At 35.0% G+C, this 19,451-nt stretch carries 10 protein-coding genes; all 10 read left to right on the forward strand.

All coding sequences use genetic code 11. The features are described 5' to 3' along the window. The first annotated feature begins 21 nt into the window (after positions 1-21). The 10 genes from FGM02_RS00185 (at position 22) to FGM02_RS00230 (ending at position 19,444) form a co-directional block, all read left to right on the forward strand. Positions 22-1,341, forward strand: a complete 1,320-nt coding sequence (locus FGM02_RS00185; RefSeq protein WP_139955756.1) for a sugar porter family MFS transporter — start codon at positions 22-24, stop codon at positions 1,339-1,341. A 111-nt stretch (positions 1,342-1,452) separates the two neighbouring features. Continuing rightward, entirely contained in the window at positions 1,453-2,922 is a 1,470-nt protein-coding gene (locus FGM02_RS00190) for a sulfatase-like hydrolase/transferase (RefSeq protein WP_139955758.1), read from the forward strand. Then, positions 2,904-4,913 carry a glycoside hydrolase family 97 protein gene (locus tag FGM02_RS00195; protein ID WP_139955760.1) on the forward strand — a complete coding sequence of 670 codons (2,010 nt, stop codon included), beginning with the start codon at positions 2,904-2,906 and terminating at the stop codon, positions 4,911-4,913. The genes FGM02_RS00190 and FGM02_RS00195 overlap by 19 nt, the downstream gene beginning before the upstream one ends. Before the next feature lie 22 nt (positions 4,914-4,935). Next, entirely contained in the window at positions 4,936-6,600 is a 1,665-nt protein-coding gene (locus tag FGM02_RS00200) for a sulfatase family protein (RefSeq protein ID WP_139955762.1), read from the forward strand. 142 nt (positions 6,601-6,742) lie between these two features. Beyond that, the gene (locus FGM02_RS00205) at positions 6,743-9,358 is read left to right on the forward strand and encodes a hypothetical protein (protein ID WP_139955764.1); all 2,616 of its coding nucleotides are present in this window, start codon (positions 6,743-6,745) and stop codon (positions 9,356-9,358) included. A gap of 10 nt (positions 9,359-9,368) precedes the next feature. After that, entirely contained in the window at positions 9,369-12,164 is a 2,796-nt protein-coding gene (locus FGM02_RS00210; RefSeq protein WP_139955766.1) for a heparinase II/III domain-containing protein, read from the forward strand. 13 nt (positions 12,165-12,177) lie between these two features. Further along, entirely contained in the window at positions 12,178-14,556 is a 2,379-nt protein-coding gene (locus FGM02_RS00215; protein WP_139955768.1) for a PDZ domain-containing protein, read from the forward strand. A gap of 17 nt (positions 14,557-14,573) precedes the next feature. Next, a complete protein-coding gene (locus FGM02_RS00220; RefSeq protein WP_139955770.1) occupies positions 14,574-15,944 on the forward strand; it encodes an alpha-L-fucosidase in 1,371 nt (456 codons plus the stop codon). A gap of 111 nt (positions 15,945-16,055) precedes the next feature. Continuing rightward, the gene (locus FGM02_RS00225) at positions 16,056-17,003 is read left to right on the forward strand and encodes an SGNH/GDSL hydrolase family protein (protein ID WP_139955772.1); all 948 of its coding nucleotides are present in this window, start codon (positions 16,056-16,058) and stop codon (positions 17,001-17,003) included. A 146-nt stretch (positions 17,004-17,149) separates the two neighbouring features. Then, positions 17,150-19,444 (forward strand): heparinase II/III domain-containing protein, encoded by a 2,295-nt coding sequence (locus FGM02_RS00230; protein WP_139955774.1) that lies wholly within the window; start codon positions 17,150-17,152, stop codon positions 19,442-19,444. Positions 19,445-19,451 lie beyond the last annotated feature (7 nt).

Here is a 19,451-nt window from a genome sequence, read left to right on the forward strand (position 1 = left end):
TAATTAAATTAAGAATGTATTATGGGTAATAAAAAAATATTAATGTGGTCAATCACCGCTGCTTTGGCAGGGTTTTTATTTGGTTTTGACGTAGTCGTTATTTCTGGAGCAGATCAAAAATTACAAGCTTTGTGGGGTTCTTCAGATTCTTTTCATGGTTCTGTAGTAATGGGGATGGCGCTATGGGGAACTGTACTTGGAGCTATTTTTGGAGGTGTACCAACGAATAAATATGGAAGAAAAAACACGCTATTAGTTATTGGAGTTTTGTTTGCCGTATCTGCTGTAGGTTCAGCCTTTGCTAATGATCCTTATATGTTTGCTTTCGCTCGTTTTATTGGGGGAATTGGAGTAGGTGCATCTACCATTGCAGCTCCTGCTTATATTTCGGAAATTGCACCTGCAAAAGACAGGGGGCGTTTGGTTGCTATGTACCAATTTAATATTGTTTTTGGGATCATGATAGCCTATTTATCAAATTATTTATTAAGTGATATTGGTGAAAATGCTTGGAGATGGATGTTAGGTGTTGAAGCAATTCCTGCCGTATTTTATATTTTATTTGCCTTAAAATTACCTAAAAGTCCTAGATGGCTTTTGTCTCAAGGAAGAGTTGCGGAAGCAAAAGAAATTTTAAGTTTTATTGATCCTACTGCTAATGTGGATGAAAAAATAAATGAGTTCAATACGCACAATGATAAAAGTGATAAAACAGAAACTATTTTTATAAAAAAATATAGATTTCCGTTAATGTTGGTTTTTCTAATTGCCTTTTTTAATCAGTTTTCAGGAATCAATGCCGTTTTATATTATGCGCCTCGTATTTTTGAAGCGGCTGGTTTAGGTGAAAGTACGGCTTTGTTAAATAGTATAGGTTTGGGGGTAACCAATCTTATTTTTACTTTATTAGGTGTGTTTTTAATTGATAAGTTGGGTAGAAAAACCTTGATGTATATTGGTTCTGTTGCTTATATTATTTCTTTAAGTCTTTTGTCTGCGGCCTTCTTTTTAGAATGGACAGGTATGGCAGTTCCCGTTTTCTTATTTTTGTTTATTGGTGCCCATGCCGTTGGTCAAGGTGCTGTAATTTGGGTGTTTATTTCAGAAATTTTCCCGAATCATTTAAGAGCTTCCGGACAAGCTTTTGGTAGTTCTACGCACTGGGTACTTGCTGCATTAATTCCTTCTTTATTTCCCTTACTACTAAAAGCAGTAGGTGGCGGAATGGTATTCCTAGTCTTTGCGGTAATGATGGTGTTCCAATTGTTATTTGTAGCCTTTTTAATGCCTGAAACAAAAGGGAAAACTTTGGAAGAATTGGAGGATATTATTCTAAAATAATAACGAGTCGTGCGTTAAACTGAGTCTAAATTGTGAGAAGTTTATGTTTCCGAGCCGATGCTATTGGCTTCTTAAGTAATTTTGACCGTAAAACTATTTAAAAAGAAAAAAATGAAGTTTTCAAATTCGAAAATACTAGTACTCCTCGTTCTTTTGACATGTTTGTCATGCAAAACAAAAAAAACTTCTGTAGCTACAAACAGCAAGCAACCCAACATTATCGTTTTGTTATGTGACGATTTGGGTTATGGAGATTTGTCAACTTTTGGACATCCAATCATTCAGACAAAAAACTTAGACAAACTCGCGAAAACCGGTATTAAATTAACGAATTTTTATAGTACGGCTCCTGTTTGTTCTCCCTCTCGTGTTGGTTTATTAACAGGAAGAAGTCCTAACAAAGCTGGGGTGTACGATTTTATTCCGGGTTACAAAAAAAGTGAAGATCTTAGAGATTTGGTACATATGCAAGCTCATGAAGTTACCATTCCTTCCTTGTTAAAAAAAGCGGGTTATGCAACTTGCTTGGTTGGTAAATGGCACTGCAGTTCTCGTTTTAATTCTAAAGCACAGCCACAGCCCAATGACTTTGGATTTGACCATTGGTTTGCCACACATAACAACGCGGCCCCAAGTCACCAAAACCCAAAAAATTTTGTTAGAAATGGAAATGAGGTTGGGGTATTAGAAGGTTTTAGCAGTCAAATTGTTGTTGAGGAAGCCATGAATTGGTTGGATAAAAAAGAAGGCAATGCGCCGTTTTTTTTAGAAGTTGCTTTTCATGAACCGCATGAGCCAATTGCTTCTCCGGAAGATTTGGTTCAAAAATATTTACCAAAAGCAAAAACAAGAGAAGAGGCAGAATATTTTGCCAATGTAGAAAATGTTGATATTGCTGTGGGTCGTTTACTTTCTTATTTAAAAGAAAAAAACTTAGATGAGAATACCTTAATTGTATTTACTTCAGACAATGGGCCTGAGACTTTGATGCGTTACTATAGAGCCAAACATTCTTATGGTTCTCCAGGTGAATTAAAAGGAATGAAACTATGGACAAATGAAGCTGGATTTCGTGTGCCATGTATTGTAAATTGGTTGGGAAAAGAAACCTATTCAGGAACTTCAGACAAGGTGATTTCTGCACTTGATTTATTACCTACATTTTCTGAATTAGCTGGGGTGGAATTACCTGAAAGGGGACTTGACGGAGAATCTATAAGTTCGTTTTTACGCTCTGGTAATTTTGAACGTAGCAAACCACTAATATGGGCTTTTTATGATGCTATTAATGACCGAAGAGTCGCTATGAGAAGTGGAGATTGGAAAATAATGGGACGTTTGGTTTCAGATGAAAATGATAAAGAATTGCCGCATATTCATAATTTATATAAGGGGAATGAAACTTTTGTTAAAAATGCAAAATTAACGGATTTTGTCTTGTTTAACTTAAAAAAGGACCTAAGTGAATCTGAAGATTTATCGGTAAAAGAACCAGAGGTTTTTAAGAATATGAAAATTCAGTTTGAAGCAGCGTACAAAGAATTGTTAAAAGAAAGCCATATATGGAATCGAACAAAATAAATAGCTTAGCTGCTGTTCTTAATGGAAGAGCGATCTCTTTTGTACTCCTTTTATGGATTGTAATAAGTTGTAGTGGTATAAAGGAAATCCAAGTGCAATCGCCTGATGGTAAAAATGTATTTGTATTCAATGGCCATACAACAAACACAATTAGTTTTTCTGTTAAAAGGAACAAGCAAGAAGTTTTGTTGCCTTCTGTTTTAAAACTAATTTCTAATGAAATTGCCTTTTCGGGCGATTTGTCCATATTAAATGTGGAATTCTCCACAGTAACAAAGGAATGGAATTCTAATTTTGGAGAATTAAGTACAATTCCTGATAATTACAACCAATTAAAGCTATACCTAAATATGGGTGACGCCAAGTTGAATATTATTTGTAGAGCTTATAACGAAGGAATTGCCTTCGCATACGAAGTCCCAAAACAAAACAATATTGTTGAATTAGGATTTGATGAAATGCTACAATACAATTTTGATGCAGATTATAAGGTTTGGTCAACTCCGAAAAGAGAAGCAGGAGTTTTAACTGCACAAGGTCTTTATAAAAAAATACCTTTAACTAGTTTAGAAGAAGGATGCGAACGTCCATTGTTAATAGATATGGGGGCAAATTTAAAAGTCGCATTGGCTGAAGCAAAATTGGTGGATTATGCTCGCTTAAGCTATTCGAAAGGAACTTCTTCTAAATATAGTATTTTATCTTCTTTGGATGGTAAAATGGAGGAGCAAAAGCAAGATACCATTACAGGGGCTGTAATTGCAGAAAGAAAACTGGAAGGCGCAAAAGTCCATAAAAAATTACCGTTTCAATCGCCTTGGCGTGTGGTCATGATGGCTGAAAATGAAGGCGAATTATTAGAAAATAATTATATTATTCAAAATTTAAACGATCCTTCTGAAATAAAAGATACCTCGTGGATACAACCAGGAAAGGTGCTTCGAGAAACGACCTTAACAACAAAAGGAGGAATGGCTGCTATAGATTTTGTTGCAAATCATAAGATGCAGTATATCATGTTTGATGCGGGCTGGTATGGCGATGAAATGAAAAATAGTTCTGACGCTACTACGGTTACTTTAGATCCGAAAAGATCAAAAGGACCTTTAGATATGAAAGCTGTTACGGCTTATGGAAAAGAAAAAGGGGTTGGACTTATTTTGTACGTAAATCGTAGGTCATTAGAAAAACAATTGGATGATGTATTGCCGCTTTTTAAAGAATGGGGAGTAGCAGGAATTAAGTTTGGTTTTGTTCGCGTAGGAGATCAAGATGCCACTACATGGATGCATGAAGCGATAAAAAAAGCAGCTGCGTATGAGTTTATTGTCGATGTGCATGATGAGTATCGACCAACAGGTTTTTCAAGAACCTACCCAAATTTATTAACCCAAGAAGGAATTGGTGGAGATGAAACAACTGTTACAAATGAGCAAACACTAACCCATATGTTTACACGATTGTTAGCTGGTGCTGCAGATAATACGGTTTGCTACTACAATGCTCGTGTGGCTAAAATGGGATCTCATGCTTCACAATTGGCAAAAACAGTCTGCCTTTTTAGTCCCTTACAGTTTTTGTATTGGTACGATAAGCCTGCAGCTTCGCCTGAAAAATTAGACGGATTATGGGGAGATACGAGGCATATAGGAAATGAACCAGAATTGGAGTTTTTCAAAAATGTACCCACGACTTGGGATGAAACTAAGGTTTTAGCAGCGGAGATAGGAAAAGTGGGGGTGATTGCCAGAAGAAAAGGAAATGAGTGGTTTGTAGGCGGTATCAATGGGGAAACAGAAAGAAAGCTGTCCATAGATTTTTCGTTTTTGAAAGAAAATAAAAAGTACAAAGCATTAATTTATACAGACGATCAAACGGTTCACACAAGAACACACGTCAAAATAGAGGAGTTGCTAACTACCAAAGATTCAAAATTGGAGGTACTTGTAAAAAGCAACAATGGCTTTGCCATGCATATAAAAGAACTATAATTAGTAAGACTAAATCGGAATTATGAACAAAAGAATGAACACTTTAAAAATAGTAGCAGTTTTGCTTTTGGTAGGAATAGTTTCCTGTAAAACAAAAGATAAAGTAGCTAAGAAGGAATTACCCGCGAAACGGCCAAACATCATTTTTATGATGTCTGATGATCATGCATATCAGGCAATTAGTGCCTATAGCAATCATTTAATTGAAACGCCTAATATTGATAGAATAGCAGATGAAGGGATTAAATTTACCAATGCCTGTGTTTCAAATTCTATTTGTGCGCCTTCAAGAGCAACTATTTTAACAGGGAAACATTGTCATATACACGGTAAAGTAGATAATGTATTTCCTTTTGATGAGTCTCAAACTACTTTTCCTCAGCTAATGCAAAAAGCAGGTTATAAAACAGCCATGTTCGGAAAGTTGCATTTTGGAAACAATCCTAAAGGTGTAGATGAATTTAAAATTTTACCGGGACAAGGTAGATACTACAATCCTATTTTTAATACCAATGATGGTCAAATTACGGTGGAAGGTTATGTAACGGATATTATCATGGACATGACCTTAGAATGGTTGGAAAACAACAAAAATAGTGAAGAGCCATTTATGTTATTTTCTATGCAAAAAGCACCACATAGAGAATGGTTACCTGCGCCACGTCATTTTAAAGAATACACCAAGAAAACATTTAAAGAACCTGAAACTTTGTTTGATAATTATGAAGGAAGAGGTACTGCTGCAAAAACGGCTGAAATGAATTTGCTAACGCATATGAATTGGGCTGGAGATTCTAAAATGTACCCTGAAATCATGAAAGAATTAGGGATAAAAGATATGTCTGGTTGGGATTTAGAAGCTTTTGAACGAGAAGTCGGCGCTATGAATGCTGAACAAAGAGCTGTTTGGGATTCTGTGTATCGACCAATGATGGAAGCTTTTAAAAAGGAGTATCCTACCATGAATGAAAAGGAATTGATGAAATGGCGCTACCAACGTTATATGCAAGATTACCTTGGGTGTATTGCCTCTGTAGATGAAAATGTAGGTCGATTGTTAGATTATTTAGAAGAAACAAAATTGGATGAAAATACCATCATTATTTATACTTCGGATCAAGGATTTTATTTAGGTGAACACGGTTGGTTCGACAAGCGTTTTGTGTATGATGAATCTTTCAAAACACCTTTGTTAATTAAATGGCCAAACGTAATTACACCAGGAACAACAAATACTGAAATGGTACAAAATCTTGATTTTGCACAGACTATTTTAGAAGCTGCTCATATTGTGCCTCCAGCAGATATGCAAGGAGAAAGTTTGATTCCTTTGTTGTTAGGAAATAATGAAGAATGGACAAGAGATGCCGTGTATTACCACTATTATGAATACCCAGGAATTCATATGGTAAAAAGACATTATGCTATTATTACACAAGAATACAAATTAGCGCATTTTTATTATGATGTGGATGAGTGGGAATTGTACGATCGTAAAAATGACCCTCAGGAAATGAAAAATGTGATTGATGATCCTGCTTATGCTGATGTGCTTGTGAAATTAAAAAAACAACTGGTAGAACTACGTAAAGAATATGGTGATAGTTCTCAGTTAGATCAAGAGATATTGAAAAAATATATGGAGGCAAAAAACAATCCAGATATTGAAACGGTACCACTTCATTAAAAAAAAATAAAGGTCTGAATTTTTTAGGAAACTATAAATTCAGACCTTACCCAATTAAGAAATTTATTATAGCCCTTTGATTCTGATGAAATTGTCAAAATTTATCCATATACTCGTCTTCCTGTTTTTCATAAAAAGTCCAATGTTCGGACAAAAAACAGCTGCGCATCCTCGTTTATTTGCAGAAAATAAAGATAGAGCAGCTTTGTTAGTTAAAATAGAGAATGAAGACTGGGCGAAAGCCTCATGGGAAACTTTGATGTCTGAAATCAATCCACATGTCAATCGTCATGTAACAGATCCAGAATGGATGGTGTCTAGGTTGGCCATGTATTGGAAAGAAGGAGAACGTTTTACCCAATGTTATATCAAAAAACAAAATTGGGATTATGGAGAAGGAAATGCACCCGTTCCTACAGTTCGCCTACCAGGTATGCGGACTTGGAATGATTACGTAAATGTACCTTTGGAAGATAGAATTCCGTACAATGCCTCAGGAGATTTGTTGGGGATAAGCAGGTCTAAAGCAGATAAAACACCCGTTTTAATTCCTTATAAAGAAACAGGACATATGATTCGTCAGAATAATATGGAAATCCTGAAATTGGCTGAAAAAGCGGCTTTTGCGTACTACATTACCCAAGAGGAAAAGTATGCAAAGTTTTCTTCAGATATTTTATGGACTTGGTTGTTAGGAACCTATTACATGGAACCACCTTTAGATCCAAAAGAATCAACAAAAGGACCAGGTGGTTATAAACCAGGAGGCATTATGGGTTATTATGATTATGAAGTCATTCATGATGATAGACAAATACCTACAGCTATTGCTTATGATTTTTTATATGATTATATGAATGAGCACCCACATCCACATTTAAAAAGCATAGCGAAGACTCCTACAGAAGTTGCTGGTGTGGTTTTTAAACGTTTTATAGAAATAGGGTTGATAAGAGGAGGCAAAAAAGGCAATTGGAATGTAAATCGCTATAAAAACGTGCTGAATAGTATGCTTGTTTTAGAGCCGAACGATTTTTACGAAGATGGTAAAGGAAAAGAATATTACATTCCTTTGTACACGCAACAATCGTCAGATTATTGTGCTGCTTTACCAGGAATTATGGATTATTATAACAAAACAACGGGGCTATGGCCAGAATCTCCTGGCTATGCTTCAAGCATGATTCCATTAGTGTTAGAAATGGGCGTGAAATTGTATAAATCTGGGGTAAATACTTTGGCTGGAAATCCAATTATTACCAAAGCGGCTTTGGCTAACTTAGGTTGGTTAGATGCTCGTGGAAATTTAGTGGTTTTTGGTGATATGCGTGGAGGTCCTGCAGATATATCTTCTTTTGAATCTTTATTGACCTATGCAACCTGGGAAGGGGATACGGAAACGGCTAAAAAAATGGCCACAGTGATTCGTAAAAACATTGCATCGGGTCAATATAATAGAAATGCATCAGATTGGCAAGGAATTGTGTTAAATCAACCGTTACCAAATTCAGGCAGTAGTTTACCATTCCATAAAGCGGCATATTCACCATTTCATAAACATATTATTATGAGAAATGGGAATGATGAAGCTAATGGATTGATGTTTACTTTGTATGGAGGAAAACACAAATCGCATTTAGCAGCAAATGGTTTGGCCATGCAGTTCTATGCTAAAGGTTGGGCAATGGCTCCAGATGCTTCTGCATATGAATCCTATTGGTCTTCTGACGCAAGTTACCATCGAGGAATTTTAGGTTCTAATACCATTGTTCCTGGATATAGCGATGGAGCTATTACCATAAATGCGATGGATCCATCAGTAGATACTGAAACAGGATTTTATAATACTTCGGAAACTTCAAGTAATGTTTCTTTTTCAGATGTTTCAGCAGAAGAAAAACGTCGTTTGGTAGCCATGGTTCGTACTTCTGAAACTTCTGGGTATTATGTAGATATTTTTAGATCGGATCAACCAGATAATGATTATATACATCACAATTTAGGGAATTCTATGGTGTTGAAAAACACAGAGAATACAGCCTTGAATTTAAATAAAGTGAATGATTTAGGAGTAAAGTATGATAAAGATTACTCTTTCTTTAAAAATCAAAGAAAGGTAAATTATACAAACGATTTTAATGCTACTTGGACAATAACAGCAATCGCTCCTGAATTGCATACAAATATGTGGATGCTAGGACAAGACAATAGAGAAATTTATGCTGTTGATGCACCACCTACTACTTTGCGTAGTGATATTACTCCAGGACAAGTAAATAAAAGTCCAGAAACAACTCCAACGTTAATTGTTCGTCAAAATGGAATTAATGGAAAAGAGCATCCATTTGTGGCTGTTTTTGAAAATTACGAAACCAATCAAAAATCGATTCAAGAAATTTCTAAAATAGAAAGCTCTAAAAACTTTGTAAGCATTGCGGTAAGTTCAAAAAATAGCAAACAATATATTTTAAATGCTACAGATGATGAGGTTTATAAACCAATGAAAAAATTAGAGTTTCAAGGTGTTTTTGGAATTGCTTCCGAAGAAAATAAGGAATTTCAATATTTGTATTTAGGAAAAGGAAAGTTATTGCAAAAAGGATGTTATAAAATAGAAGCTGTTCATCATTCTGTAACTGCAGAACTAAAAGTAGAAAATGGTAAATATTACTATTCTTCAGATCAACCAGTTTTTATTCAACTGAACAAAGGAAAAGCAAAACAATATCCAGCAGGATATCATATCGAAATTAAATAGTATGGGAAAAATGAAATATTTTTTAGTAAGTCTAATGGTTTACATGTTCTCTTGTTCTTCTTTATTGAAGGCACAAGAAGCAGAACATCCTAGAATTTATGCAACCAATGCGACTAAAAATAATTTTTTAGCAAGTATAAAATCTGTTGCATGGAAAAAAAGTTTGATAGATGAAAAAATTGAAGGATTAGAAAAATATTTGATTTATTGTGAAAATGATTTTACTTGGTTGGTTTCTAGATTGCAAATGAACTGGAAAACTAAGCACGATAAAGTGTTTTTAAAAGGAGGTAATTTTTCTCATTCTGAGGGAAATGCACCCGTGCCTACGGTACGTTTTTCGGGTACTAGAGATTGGGCTACAGAATATGCTGTTCCTAAATTAGAAGATATAGAACCTTATTTCGATGATCCGCGTGGTTATTATTTGGCACACAAAAAAACAAAGAAAAAAGAATGGGTACATCCATCAAAAATTGGGCATGCCATTGAAGGCATAAATCGTAAAATTATGAGTCTTGTAGAAGATGCAGCTTTTTTATATTGGGTAACTGGTGATCAAAAATATGCTGAATTTGCAAAACCAGTTTTTGAAACTTACATAGAGGGAATGTATCATAGAGAGGCTCCTATAGATTTAGAAAATGGAAACCAACAACGTATTTCTGGTTTGGCTACTTTTGAAGTTATTCATGAAAAAATTCTGATTCATTTAATTACGACCTATGATTTTTTATACGATTATTTGAAAGCGGAAAATGTAAATTTAGCGCATAGTGCTGCTGTATTTCAGAAATGGGGAGACCAAATTATCAACAACGGAATTCCTGATAACAACTGGAATCTTTTTCAAGCTCGATTTTTAACTTATGTCGCTTTGGTTTTAGAATCAAACAAAAGCTATAAGAATGGAAAAGGAAGAGAATACTTTTTAGACCGTACTTTTACGACTTCTACAGAAAGACAATTGTCTATCAATGAATCGTTATTGGTGTACGACAAAGAAACCGGGATGTGGCCGGAATGTGCCTCTTATTCTGTACATGTGATTACAACCTTGCTTAATATTTTCACCTTATTAGATAATGCGACAAATAACAACGAATTAGCTAATTTTCCGATCATAGAAAAAGCTTCTTTGGCTTCTTTTCAATACTTATTTCCCAGTGGGTATACCGTTGGTTTTGGCGATTCGAATCACAAACCTTTACCAGCAGAAAATTTTGAATTACTAATCTCAAATTATAGTAAGTATAAGAATGAAGAAAAGGAAACGCTTATTTCTGGATTGTTAGCTGATATGATTGCTAAGGGCGAGTACAAGCGTAAAGCGGATGATTTGTTTCAGTTGTTTTTTTATGTGGATGCTTTAAAAACTACAGAAAATACTAAAAATGGTTTGGAAAAATTAACTTCTCCAACATTTTATGCTTCCAATGTAAGTATGTTCAACCAAAGGTTGGGACAAGGTGAAAATGCCATGATGGTTTCTACTGCGGGTTCTTATGGAAATCACTCGCATGTAAATGGAATTTCTATTGAATTGTTTGCGAATACATATGTTTTAGGACCCGACATGGGAAAAGGTTCTAGTTATTGGCATACGGATCATCGAGAATATTATTCAAGGTTTCCTGCGCATAACACCGTGGTAGTAGATGGAAAATCGGATTACGATGCCATGCGTGGTTATCATCCCTTTAAATTAGATACATATTTTCCAGAAGTTAATCAAACACCAAGTTTTGACAACCTAACTTTTTCTAAAGTGTCGTTTTTTGAACCCAAAACAAAGTCAGATCAACAAAGATTTACGGCACTTATAAAATCAAAAATAGCACAGGGCTATATGATAGATGTATTTAGATCTAAAAAGCAAAAAGAAGGGACGCAAAGACACGATTATTTTTATCATAATTTAGGACAGTCATTAGAAATTTTTGAGCCCCATGCAAAAGCATTGAACTTAAAAAAGTCGAATGATTTTGGTAGCAAACAAGGAGATTTAAAAGCTTATGATTATTTGACGGATAAAAAGAAAGTAAGTACAGATAAAGATGTACGTGCCTTGTTTACACTTAAAAGTAAAAATGCAGCTGATAACTTAATGAATGTTTGGATAAAAGGAAGTGAACAGCAAAGTGTTTATACAGCTTTGGCACCAAAATCGAATGCCTTTAAAAAAGGTTCGGGTACGGTTCCTGCGGAAGTGATTGGAGATGCAATGCAAACACTAATTATCAAAAGAGAAGCATCGGCATGGGAAAACCCGTTTGCAGTGGTGTTTAACCCTTATATGAAGGGAACAGAAAACCCGATTGCAGATGTGAATTATACGACCATTAAAGACTATCCAAGTACGCAAGTGATTGAGGTTTTGTTAAGTGATAAAAAAACAACAGATATAATTGTATTGAATACTTCAGAAGAAGATGTTGTAGCTCATAAAGATTTTTATCAAAAAGGATTGTTGTCAATTACTAGAAAAGTAGAAAATACAGAAGCTGTAGATTATTTGTTTTTATCAGGAATGTTTAAGTACGAGCAAAACGGATGGGGAATTGTTGCCTCTGGTTTGCCTGCAACCATTTCACTAGAGCGTTCTGGAAATACCTTTGTCATAGAAAATAATGCTCCTGTTTTGATAAAAGCTCCTTTTTTAGAGGGAAAGAAAACAGCTGAATTAAGAGTTTATGAAAATGGAAAATTAATAGCAACTAGACAAGGACAAATCAATAGGTCAAACCCAAATCAATTGGAATTCAGACTGTCTAAAGCCTATGAAAAATCGGTAATAGTTTATTAAAAAGAATATAAGAATGAGAAAGTATTTAATTGGAATGCTATTTTGGGTAGGTGTACTTAGCACTGTTTATGGTCAGCAAAAAAGTACTGAAAAAAAAACAGTAAGCTTGTATGTGTCTGCTATCAGTTCTTCAAAAAGTATAGGAACAGATGAGCACCCCTTTTCAACCATAGTAGCGGCTGTAAAAAAAGCAACCGCGTTAAAATTGAAAAATGAAAATACGAAGGTGACCATCCAACTGCTTCCTGGAGATTATCACTTAGAAAAGCCGATTTTGATTTCGCCTTTATTAAATGGATTGACGCTAAAAGGAACAAATGCAGCTGAGGTAAGAATTAAAGGTTCGGTAGTATTAAATCCAAATTGGAAAAAATACAATAAGTCTATTTACGTAACTACGCTTGCTGAACATGTAGATTTTGATCAACTAATTATAAATAAGCAACCACAAATTTTAGCGCGTTATCCAAATTATGATGAGGCGGCTCAATACTGGCAAGGTGCTGCTGCAGATGCTATTTCAAAAGAGCGTTTGGCTACATGGAAAAATCCGAAAGGTGCTTATTTTCATGCATTGCATGGTGGTAAATGGGGCGGGTTTCATTATGAAATTACGGGGGTAAATACACAAGGAGAAGCAATTTTAGAAGGTGGTCAACAAAATAATAGAGGTTCTAAACCACACAAAGAATACCGAATGGTAGAAAATGTGTTTGAGGAGCTAGACAGTCCGGGAGAATGGTACTTGGATAAAGAAACACAGCAATTGTATTATTGGCCTTCTGAAGATGTAAATATTAAGACTGCAAAAGTAGAAGTAGCTGTACTTAAAGATTTGATTCAAGTAGTTGGTACGTTAGAGAATCCTGTCAAGGATATTACGATTAGCGACATCACTTTTACACATACAAAACGTACATTTATGGAGAAATACGAACCTTTATTGCGTAGCGATTGGTCTATTTATAGAGGAAGTGTTGTGTTTTTTGAGGGTACAGAAAACTGTGTCGTAAAAGATAATAAGTTTGTTTATTTAGGAGGAAATGTACTTATGGCAAGTAAGTACAATAAAGGCTTACGAGTGCTCGGAAATCATATTCATGAGAATGGTGCTAGTGCCGTATCTTTTGTTGGAGATGCTTCTGCTGTGCGTTCTCCATCATTTAATTATGGGAAATTTGTAGCACTTTCAGAAATGGATACGCTTCAAGGACCGCAAAACGAATTGTATCCAAGAGCATGTTTGGTAAAGAACAATTTGATTCACAGAATTGGTCGTACAGAAAAACAAACAGCAGGCGTGCAAATTTCTATGGCAATGGATATTACGGTAAGTCATAATAGCATTTACGATGTGCCTAGAGCCGGAATTAATATTGGTGACGGTACTTGGGGAGGTCATATTTTAGAATTTAATGATGTGTTTAATACGGTATTAGAAACACACGATCATGGATCTTTTAACTCTTGGGGAAGAGATCGTTTTTGGCATCCTAAACGTAATGAAATGAATGCTATTACAACTGAAAATCCTGATATGTATACATGGGATGCTGTAAAAACTACCATTATTAGAAACAATCGTTTTCGTTGTGATCATGGTTGGGATATTGATTTAGACGATGGTTCTTCTAATTATCATATTTATAATAATTTACTATTGAATAACGGATTGAAATTACGTGAAGGATTTGCTCGGATAGCTGAAAATAATATTATGGTCAACAATTCTTTACACCCACATGTTTGGTTCGCAAATAGTAGCGATGTGTTTAAATACAACATTGTAGCAGACACCTATCAAGATGTTGGTTTGTTAGGTTGGGGAAAGGAATTGGATTACAACTTTTTTCCGAACGCAGAATCGATGTTAAAATCTCAAATTTATGAGAGAGATTTACACAGTGCTTATGGAGATCCTATGTTTAAAGATCCGGCACAGTTAGATTTTAGTGTACAAGAAAATTCTCCTGCTTTAAAAATAGGTTTTAAAAATTTTCCAATGGATCAATTTGGAGTTCAAAAACCTGCATTTAAAAAGATAGCAAAAACTCCAGAAGTACCTGTTATCAAAGATCCATCAACAAAGAAAAGTAGTCCTGTAGTGGCTTGGTTACGTAACAATATTAAAAGTGTAGCTTCAGAGCAAGAACAATCGGCTTACGGATTAAATACCCCAGAAGGAGTGATTGTTTTACGTGTTTGGAAACACAGTCCGGCTGTAAAAAATAACGGAATTAAAAAAGGAGATGTTATTTTGCAAGCTTCAGGAAAAAAGGTGAATAATGTCCAAGATTTTTTCAAAATAAATGTAGAAAATACTACAGATGCGTTGGATCTAGTCGTGATGAGAAATCAATCAAGTATAAAAATTACAATTAAAACTAAATAATATAAATAAAGAGAAAAATGAAAAATTACAAGAAAATTATTCTCGTTGCATTGGTAACAATATTTACTTTTCAAACGAGTAGTGCGCAAACAAAATCTAAAGCTAAAAAGCTTTCTGATGATGCGCGTATGGAATGGTGGAGAGATTCTAAATTTGGAATGTTTATTCATTGGGGAGCCTATTCAATTATTGGAGGTGAACGTGGAACAAAAATCGCCGGAGGTGGAGCCGAATGGGCCATGGATAAATTAGATTATACCATTGAAGACTATGAAAAATTCCCGGAAATGTTTAATCCCGTTTTGTTTGATGCAGATGCTTGGGTGTCTATGGCAAAAAATGCAGGGATGAAGTATATTGTAATTACTTCAAAACACCATGAAGGTTTTGGTTTGTGGGATTCTAAAGTGTCTGATTATGACGTAATGGATACATCTCCTTTTAAAAGAGATATCATCAAAGAATTATCGATAGCGTGTAAAAAACAAGGAATTAAATTTTGTTTTTATTATTCTATTGTAGATTGGCATCATCCGCAAGCACAAGGAAATTTATACCCGAATTACAATATTTCTCAGCATGATGATCCATCGGTTGTCAATCCAGAATTTCCTGAGTATTATGAAAATTATATGAAACCTCAGGTAGGTGAATTGTTAAAAAACTACGGTGATATTGGTGTTGTTTGGTTTGATGGAGACTGGATTTCTGATTATACCACAGAAATGGGGAAAGATCTTTACAAATACATTCGCGACATTCAACCAAATACAATTGTCAACAATCGTGTAGATAAAGGGAGAACCGGAATGGACGGAATGGATAACAAACCTGGCGAATTTGCAGGAGATTTTGGAACACCAGAGCAAGAAATTCCAGATACAGGAATTGATTCTGATTGGGAAGCTTGTATGACCATGAACGGTTCTTGGGGGTACAAACCTTCTGACAATAAGTGGAAAAGTAATGAAGACTTGATTCAAAAATTGGTAGATATTGTTTCTAAAGGAGGAAACTTTTTGTTAAATATTGGGCCTGATGGTTTTGGTAGATTTCCTTCAGAAAGTATTAGAAGGTTGAACGCGATGGGAGAATGGACTAAAAAAAATGGAGAAGCTATTTATGGCGCTTCTGCAAGTCCTTTTGAAAAACCAAAATGGGGACGTTATACTAAAAAAGACAATGTACTTTATGCGCATGTTTTTAACTGGCCAAAAGATGGATTGTTAAAACTTCACAAAAGTATCAAAGTCAAAAAAGCAACCTTGTTAACAGCTCCTAAAACAAAACTATCTACAATTGCCACTTCTAGAGAAGTGTTGGTTGATGTACCTATGTTGGCGCCAGATACGACGGTATCAGTTATCAAAATTGAGTTGGCAAACTAATACGAAGTCTATTTGAAAAGGGAGAAACAGGCAAACATCGTTTAGGTGTTTGTCTGTTTTGTTCTAAAATAAATTTAGAGATTTTGATTCTTAACAATTAAACTAAAAAAGATGAAACTTTACAAAAAAATACAAATTCTAGCAGTTGTTGCTTTTTTTACGACTAGCCTTGGGTTTTCTCAAACTCTTCCGTATGTAAAACCTGATTGGGGAGCTTATACGAAAGGAGAAGAGGGCTTTTTATTAGCGCATGTTATTCATTGGCCAGAAGATGGTAAATTAGTGATAGATCGCGCCATCAAACCAAGAGAAGCAAGGTTGCTTTCTGAACCAAATAAAAAAATAAAAATAAAATTAATTGAGGGGAAGTTAATCGCCTTCTTGCCTAAGAAAGCTCCTGAAGTTCAGATTTCAGTAGTAAGAATTCAATTAATTCCTACAGAAGATTGGGCGAATTTAGGACGTTATAGAGCGGCAAATGCAGCATTAAAGGCTCCTTCGAAAAAAGAAAATAGAGTGGTGTTTATGGGGAATTCAATTACCCAAAATTGGACAAGAGATCATGGTGTTTTCTTTGAACAAAATCCATCATTTGTAAATCGTGGTATTAGCGGACAAACATCTGCACAAATGTTATTGCGTTTTCGACCAGATGTTATTGAGCTAAAACCCAAAGCAGTTGTTATTTCTGCAGGAACTAATGATATTGCTGAAAATAGAGGTCCAATTAGTGTTGAGCGCATTGCAGGAAATATTTTTTCTATGGTTGAATTGGCAAAAAAGCATAAAATAAAAGTCGTGCTGGCCTCTGTGTTGCCAGCAAGCAGTTATTCTTGGAGTCCTTCTATAGAACCTGCAGATAAAATTATTGAACTGAATGGTTTGCTAAAAAAATATGCGAAAGCAAATAAAATAGTGTATTTAGATTATTATACGCCTATGGTAAATGACACAAAAGGATTGAAAAAAGAGTTGGGTCGAGATACTGTTCATCCAAATGCAAAAGGATATGAAATTATGGAACCTTTGGTAAAACAAGCCTTAAAGAAAGCTTTGTAAAAGGAAACTATAAGATTATAACCATAGTTTATAGTGGTTGAATCATAATTTAAATTTTTTTCTAAATAAAAGAATTAGCATTGCTACAGCATCTACAGGTGTTGTAGCATTGTTGTTTTTTAAAGAAGTTTAAATAGTTGAAAAGTATGAAAAATAGAATTTTACTCATTGTTTGTTGTTTGTCTTTAAGCACAGTGTTTGCACAAAAGCGAAATTATTTATTATACACAGATACAAATATTGCGAACCTAAAAAAACAAATTGCAACAGATACTTCTATTCAAAATAGTTGGGAAGCTCAGTTAAAAAAAGCAGACGACTTGCTAGAAAAAGGAAAGTATAAAGCGGCCGATTGCCAAGTACTTGGTTTGGCTTACAGAATGACTGGTGAAGAAAAATATGCAAAATCTATCAAGGAAATAGTAGTTAACTATACGTCTAAAGAAACTTGGGAAGGTCAAGCATTGTTAAACAGAACTCCCGCTTGGAAAGGAGGTTTAGGTACGTCTCATACGAGTTTCTTTATTTCTATCGGTTACGATTGTATTTATAATTATTTATCGAATAAAGAACGTAAAGAAATTGCGCAAGGAATTGTAAAAGTTGGAATTCAACCCGCTATGGCCGATTGGTTGAATCCGAATACTAGTTTTCATACGTTTGACACCATGGGGCACAACTGGTGGAGTGCCTGTGTGTATATGGCAGGATTTAGTTCCTTGGCTGTTAGGAATGAGATTTCTGAAGCGACGACTTGGGTACGGGAAATAGCTTTAACGGCTACCGATTGGGTAAATTATACAGGCAGTGTTCTTCAAAATAAACCGTCAACATTCGATAAAGACGGTGGCTTTTATGAAAGTATCAATTATGCGTCTTATGGAATTTCTCAATATTTATTGTTCAGATATGCACTAGGAGAAGCTTTGCCTAATGAAAAACAAGTAGCGTTGCCTATATTGGATAAGGTGGGTGATTTTTTTATAAAAACTACCTATTATGTTGGTGAAGGAAAACCGATGTCTGTAAATTTTGGAGACAGTGCTATTCATAAAAATGGAAATGGCTGCATGAAGTTATTGTGGCAATTAGGGTATACCGATGCTAAATACGCTTGGTACCTAAATCAAACAAATAAAGGAAACGACAAAGAAGGTTTGCAATTAGATACGCCAAATGGCTTGATTTTAAATCCGATACTGCCTAAATTAAAAGAAGATTTTACACCTGAATTAGCAACTTCTCATTTGTTTAAAGATATGGGTTGGGCTACTTTAAGAAATTCCTGGAAAAAGGATGCAACGATGTTGGCGGTAAAATCTGGTTTTACTTGGAATCATACGCAGGCGGATGCTGGATCGTATATTTTGTTTCACAAAGGAAAAAATTTAATTATTGATTCTGGGAATTCTTCTTATGGAAACCCATTGTACACACAGTACTATTGTCAAAGTGAAGCACACAACGTTGTGTTGTTTAATGGGGAAGGGCAAAACAGAAAAGATCCTTATTTCGGAGTCGCTAATCCGGGTTCACTTCATAACTTAGTGGAAGGAAGTAATTTTAAATACTTGTTGGCAAATGCAACTGGGCCTTATTCGCAAATATTAGCGCGTAACTACCGTAATTTTATTTGGGTAGGCGATGTTATTTTGGTAATTGATGATTTGTTGGCGCACAAACCAGGAAAGTTTGAATGGTTGCTGCATTACAATGGAACTTCAAAACGACAAGGACATGATTTGTCTATCAAAGAAGAAAATTCAGAAGTTTTGGTACGTTCTTTATTTCCAGAAACATTTCCTTCAGGTGGTTTGCCTCACGATTTTCCTGAACAAATGCAATTGGAAGAAAAGATTGGGTATAAAGATCATCATCCTGAAAAAGAAGAACCTTATTGGGCTATTAGTCATTTTAATGAAACAGCTCGAACAAAATTTATTTCGGCTTTAATTTTAAAAACGGACGAAAACAAAGAAAATTTACCCGTAATAAAACGCTTTGAAGGAAAAGATTTCCTAGGGGTTTCTATGACTCAAAATGGGGAAACGACTCAGGTGTATTTTAATTTATTGGCCGGTGGTCGTTTAAAACACAGAAATAGTGTGAATACGATGAATGGATGGGAAACGGATGCTTATTTAACCGTTTTAAAATTTAAAGAAGGAGCTGACACTTCAAAGCATACGGAACTAGAAGAGTTGTTTATTGGACATGGAAGTTATTTGCGTAAAAAGGGACAAACATTAATGCACTCACTTTCAAAATATACCGCTTTGGTAGAAGATTTTAAAAAGAGTCCAAAAGTAATTTTTCAAGGACAAGCTACCGGAAAGCTTCGCATATATAGCGCTAAAAAGAAATCGAGTATTTCTATAAATCAGCAATACAAAAAAGCAAGCTATCAATCGTCTCAAAAACTTCTAAACCTAAACCTATAAAAACCAA

The organism is Flavicella sediminum (genome assembly GCF_006381105.1).
Taxonomy (GTDB): Bacteria; Bacteroidota; Bacteroidia; order Flavobacteriales; family Flavobacteriaceae; genus Flavicella; species Flavicella sediminum.

Excerpts from the sequence above, each read along its gene's own strand:
- FGM02_RS00185 (WP_139955756.1), top strand. The coding sequence starts at position 22 with ATGGGTAATAAAAAAATATTAATGTGGTCAATCACCGCTGCTTTGGCA.
- FGM02_RS00190 (WP_139955758.1), top strand. The coding sequence starts at position 1,453 with ATGAAGTTTTCAAATTCGAAAATACTAGTACTCCTCGTTCTTTTGACA.
- FGM02_RS00195 (WP_139955760.1), top strand. The coding sequence starts at position 2,904 with ATGGAATCGAACAAAATAAATAGCTTAGCTGCTGTTCTTAATGGAAGA.
- FGM02_RS00200 (WP_139955762.1), top strand. The coding sequence starts at position 4,936 with ATGAACAAAAGAATGAACACTTTAAAAATAGTAGCAGTTTTGCTTTTG.
- FGM02_RS00205 (WP_139955764.1), top strand. The coding sequence starts at position 6,743 with ATGTTCGGACAAAAAACAGCTGCGCATCCTCGTTTATTTGCAGAAAAT.
- FGM02_RS00210 (WP_139955766.1), top strand. The coding sequence starts at position 9,369 with ATGAAATATTTTTTAGTAAGTCTAATGGTTTACATGTTCTCTTGTTCT.
- FGM02_RS00215 (WP_139955768.1), top strand. The coding sequence starts at position 12,178 with ATGAGAAAGTATTTAATTGGAATGCTATTTTGGGTAGGTGTACTTAGC.
- FGM02_RS00220 (WP_139955770.1), top strand. The coding sequence starts at position 14,574 with ATGAAAAATTACAAGAAAATTATTCTCGTTGCATTGGTAACAATATTT.
- FGM02_RS00225 (WP_139955772.1), top strand. The coding sequence starts at position 16,056 with ATGAAACTTTACAAAAAAATACAAATTCTAGCAGTTGTTGCTTTTTTT.
- FGM02_RS00230 (WP_139955774.1), top strand. The coding sequence starts at position 17,150 with ATGAAAAATAGAATTTTACTCATTGTTTGTTGTTTGTCTTTAAGCACA.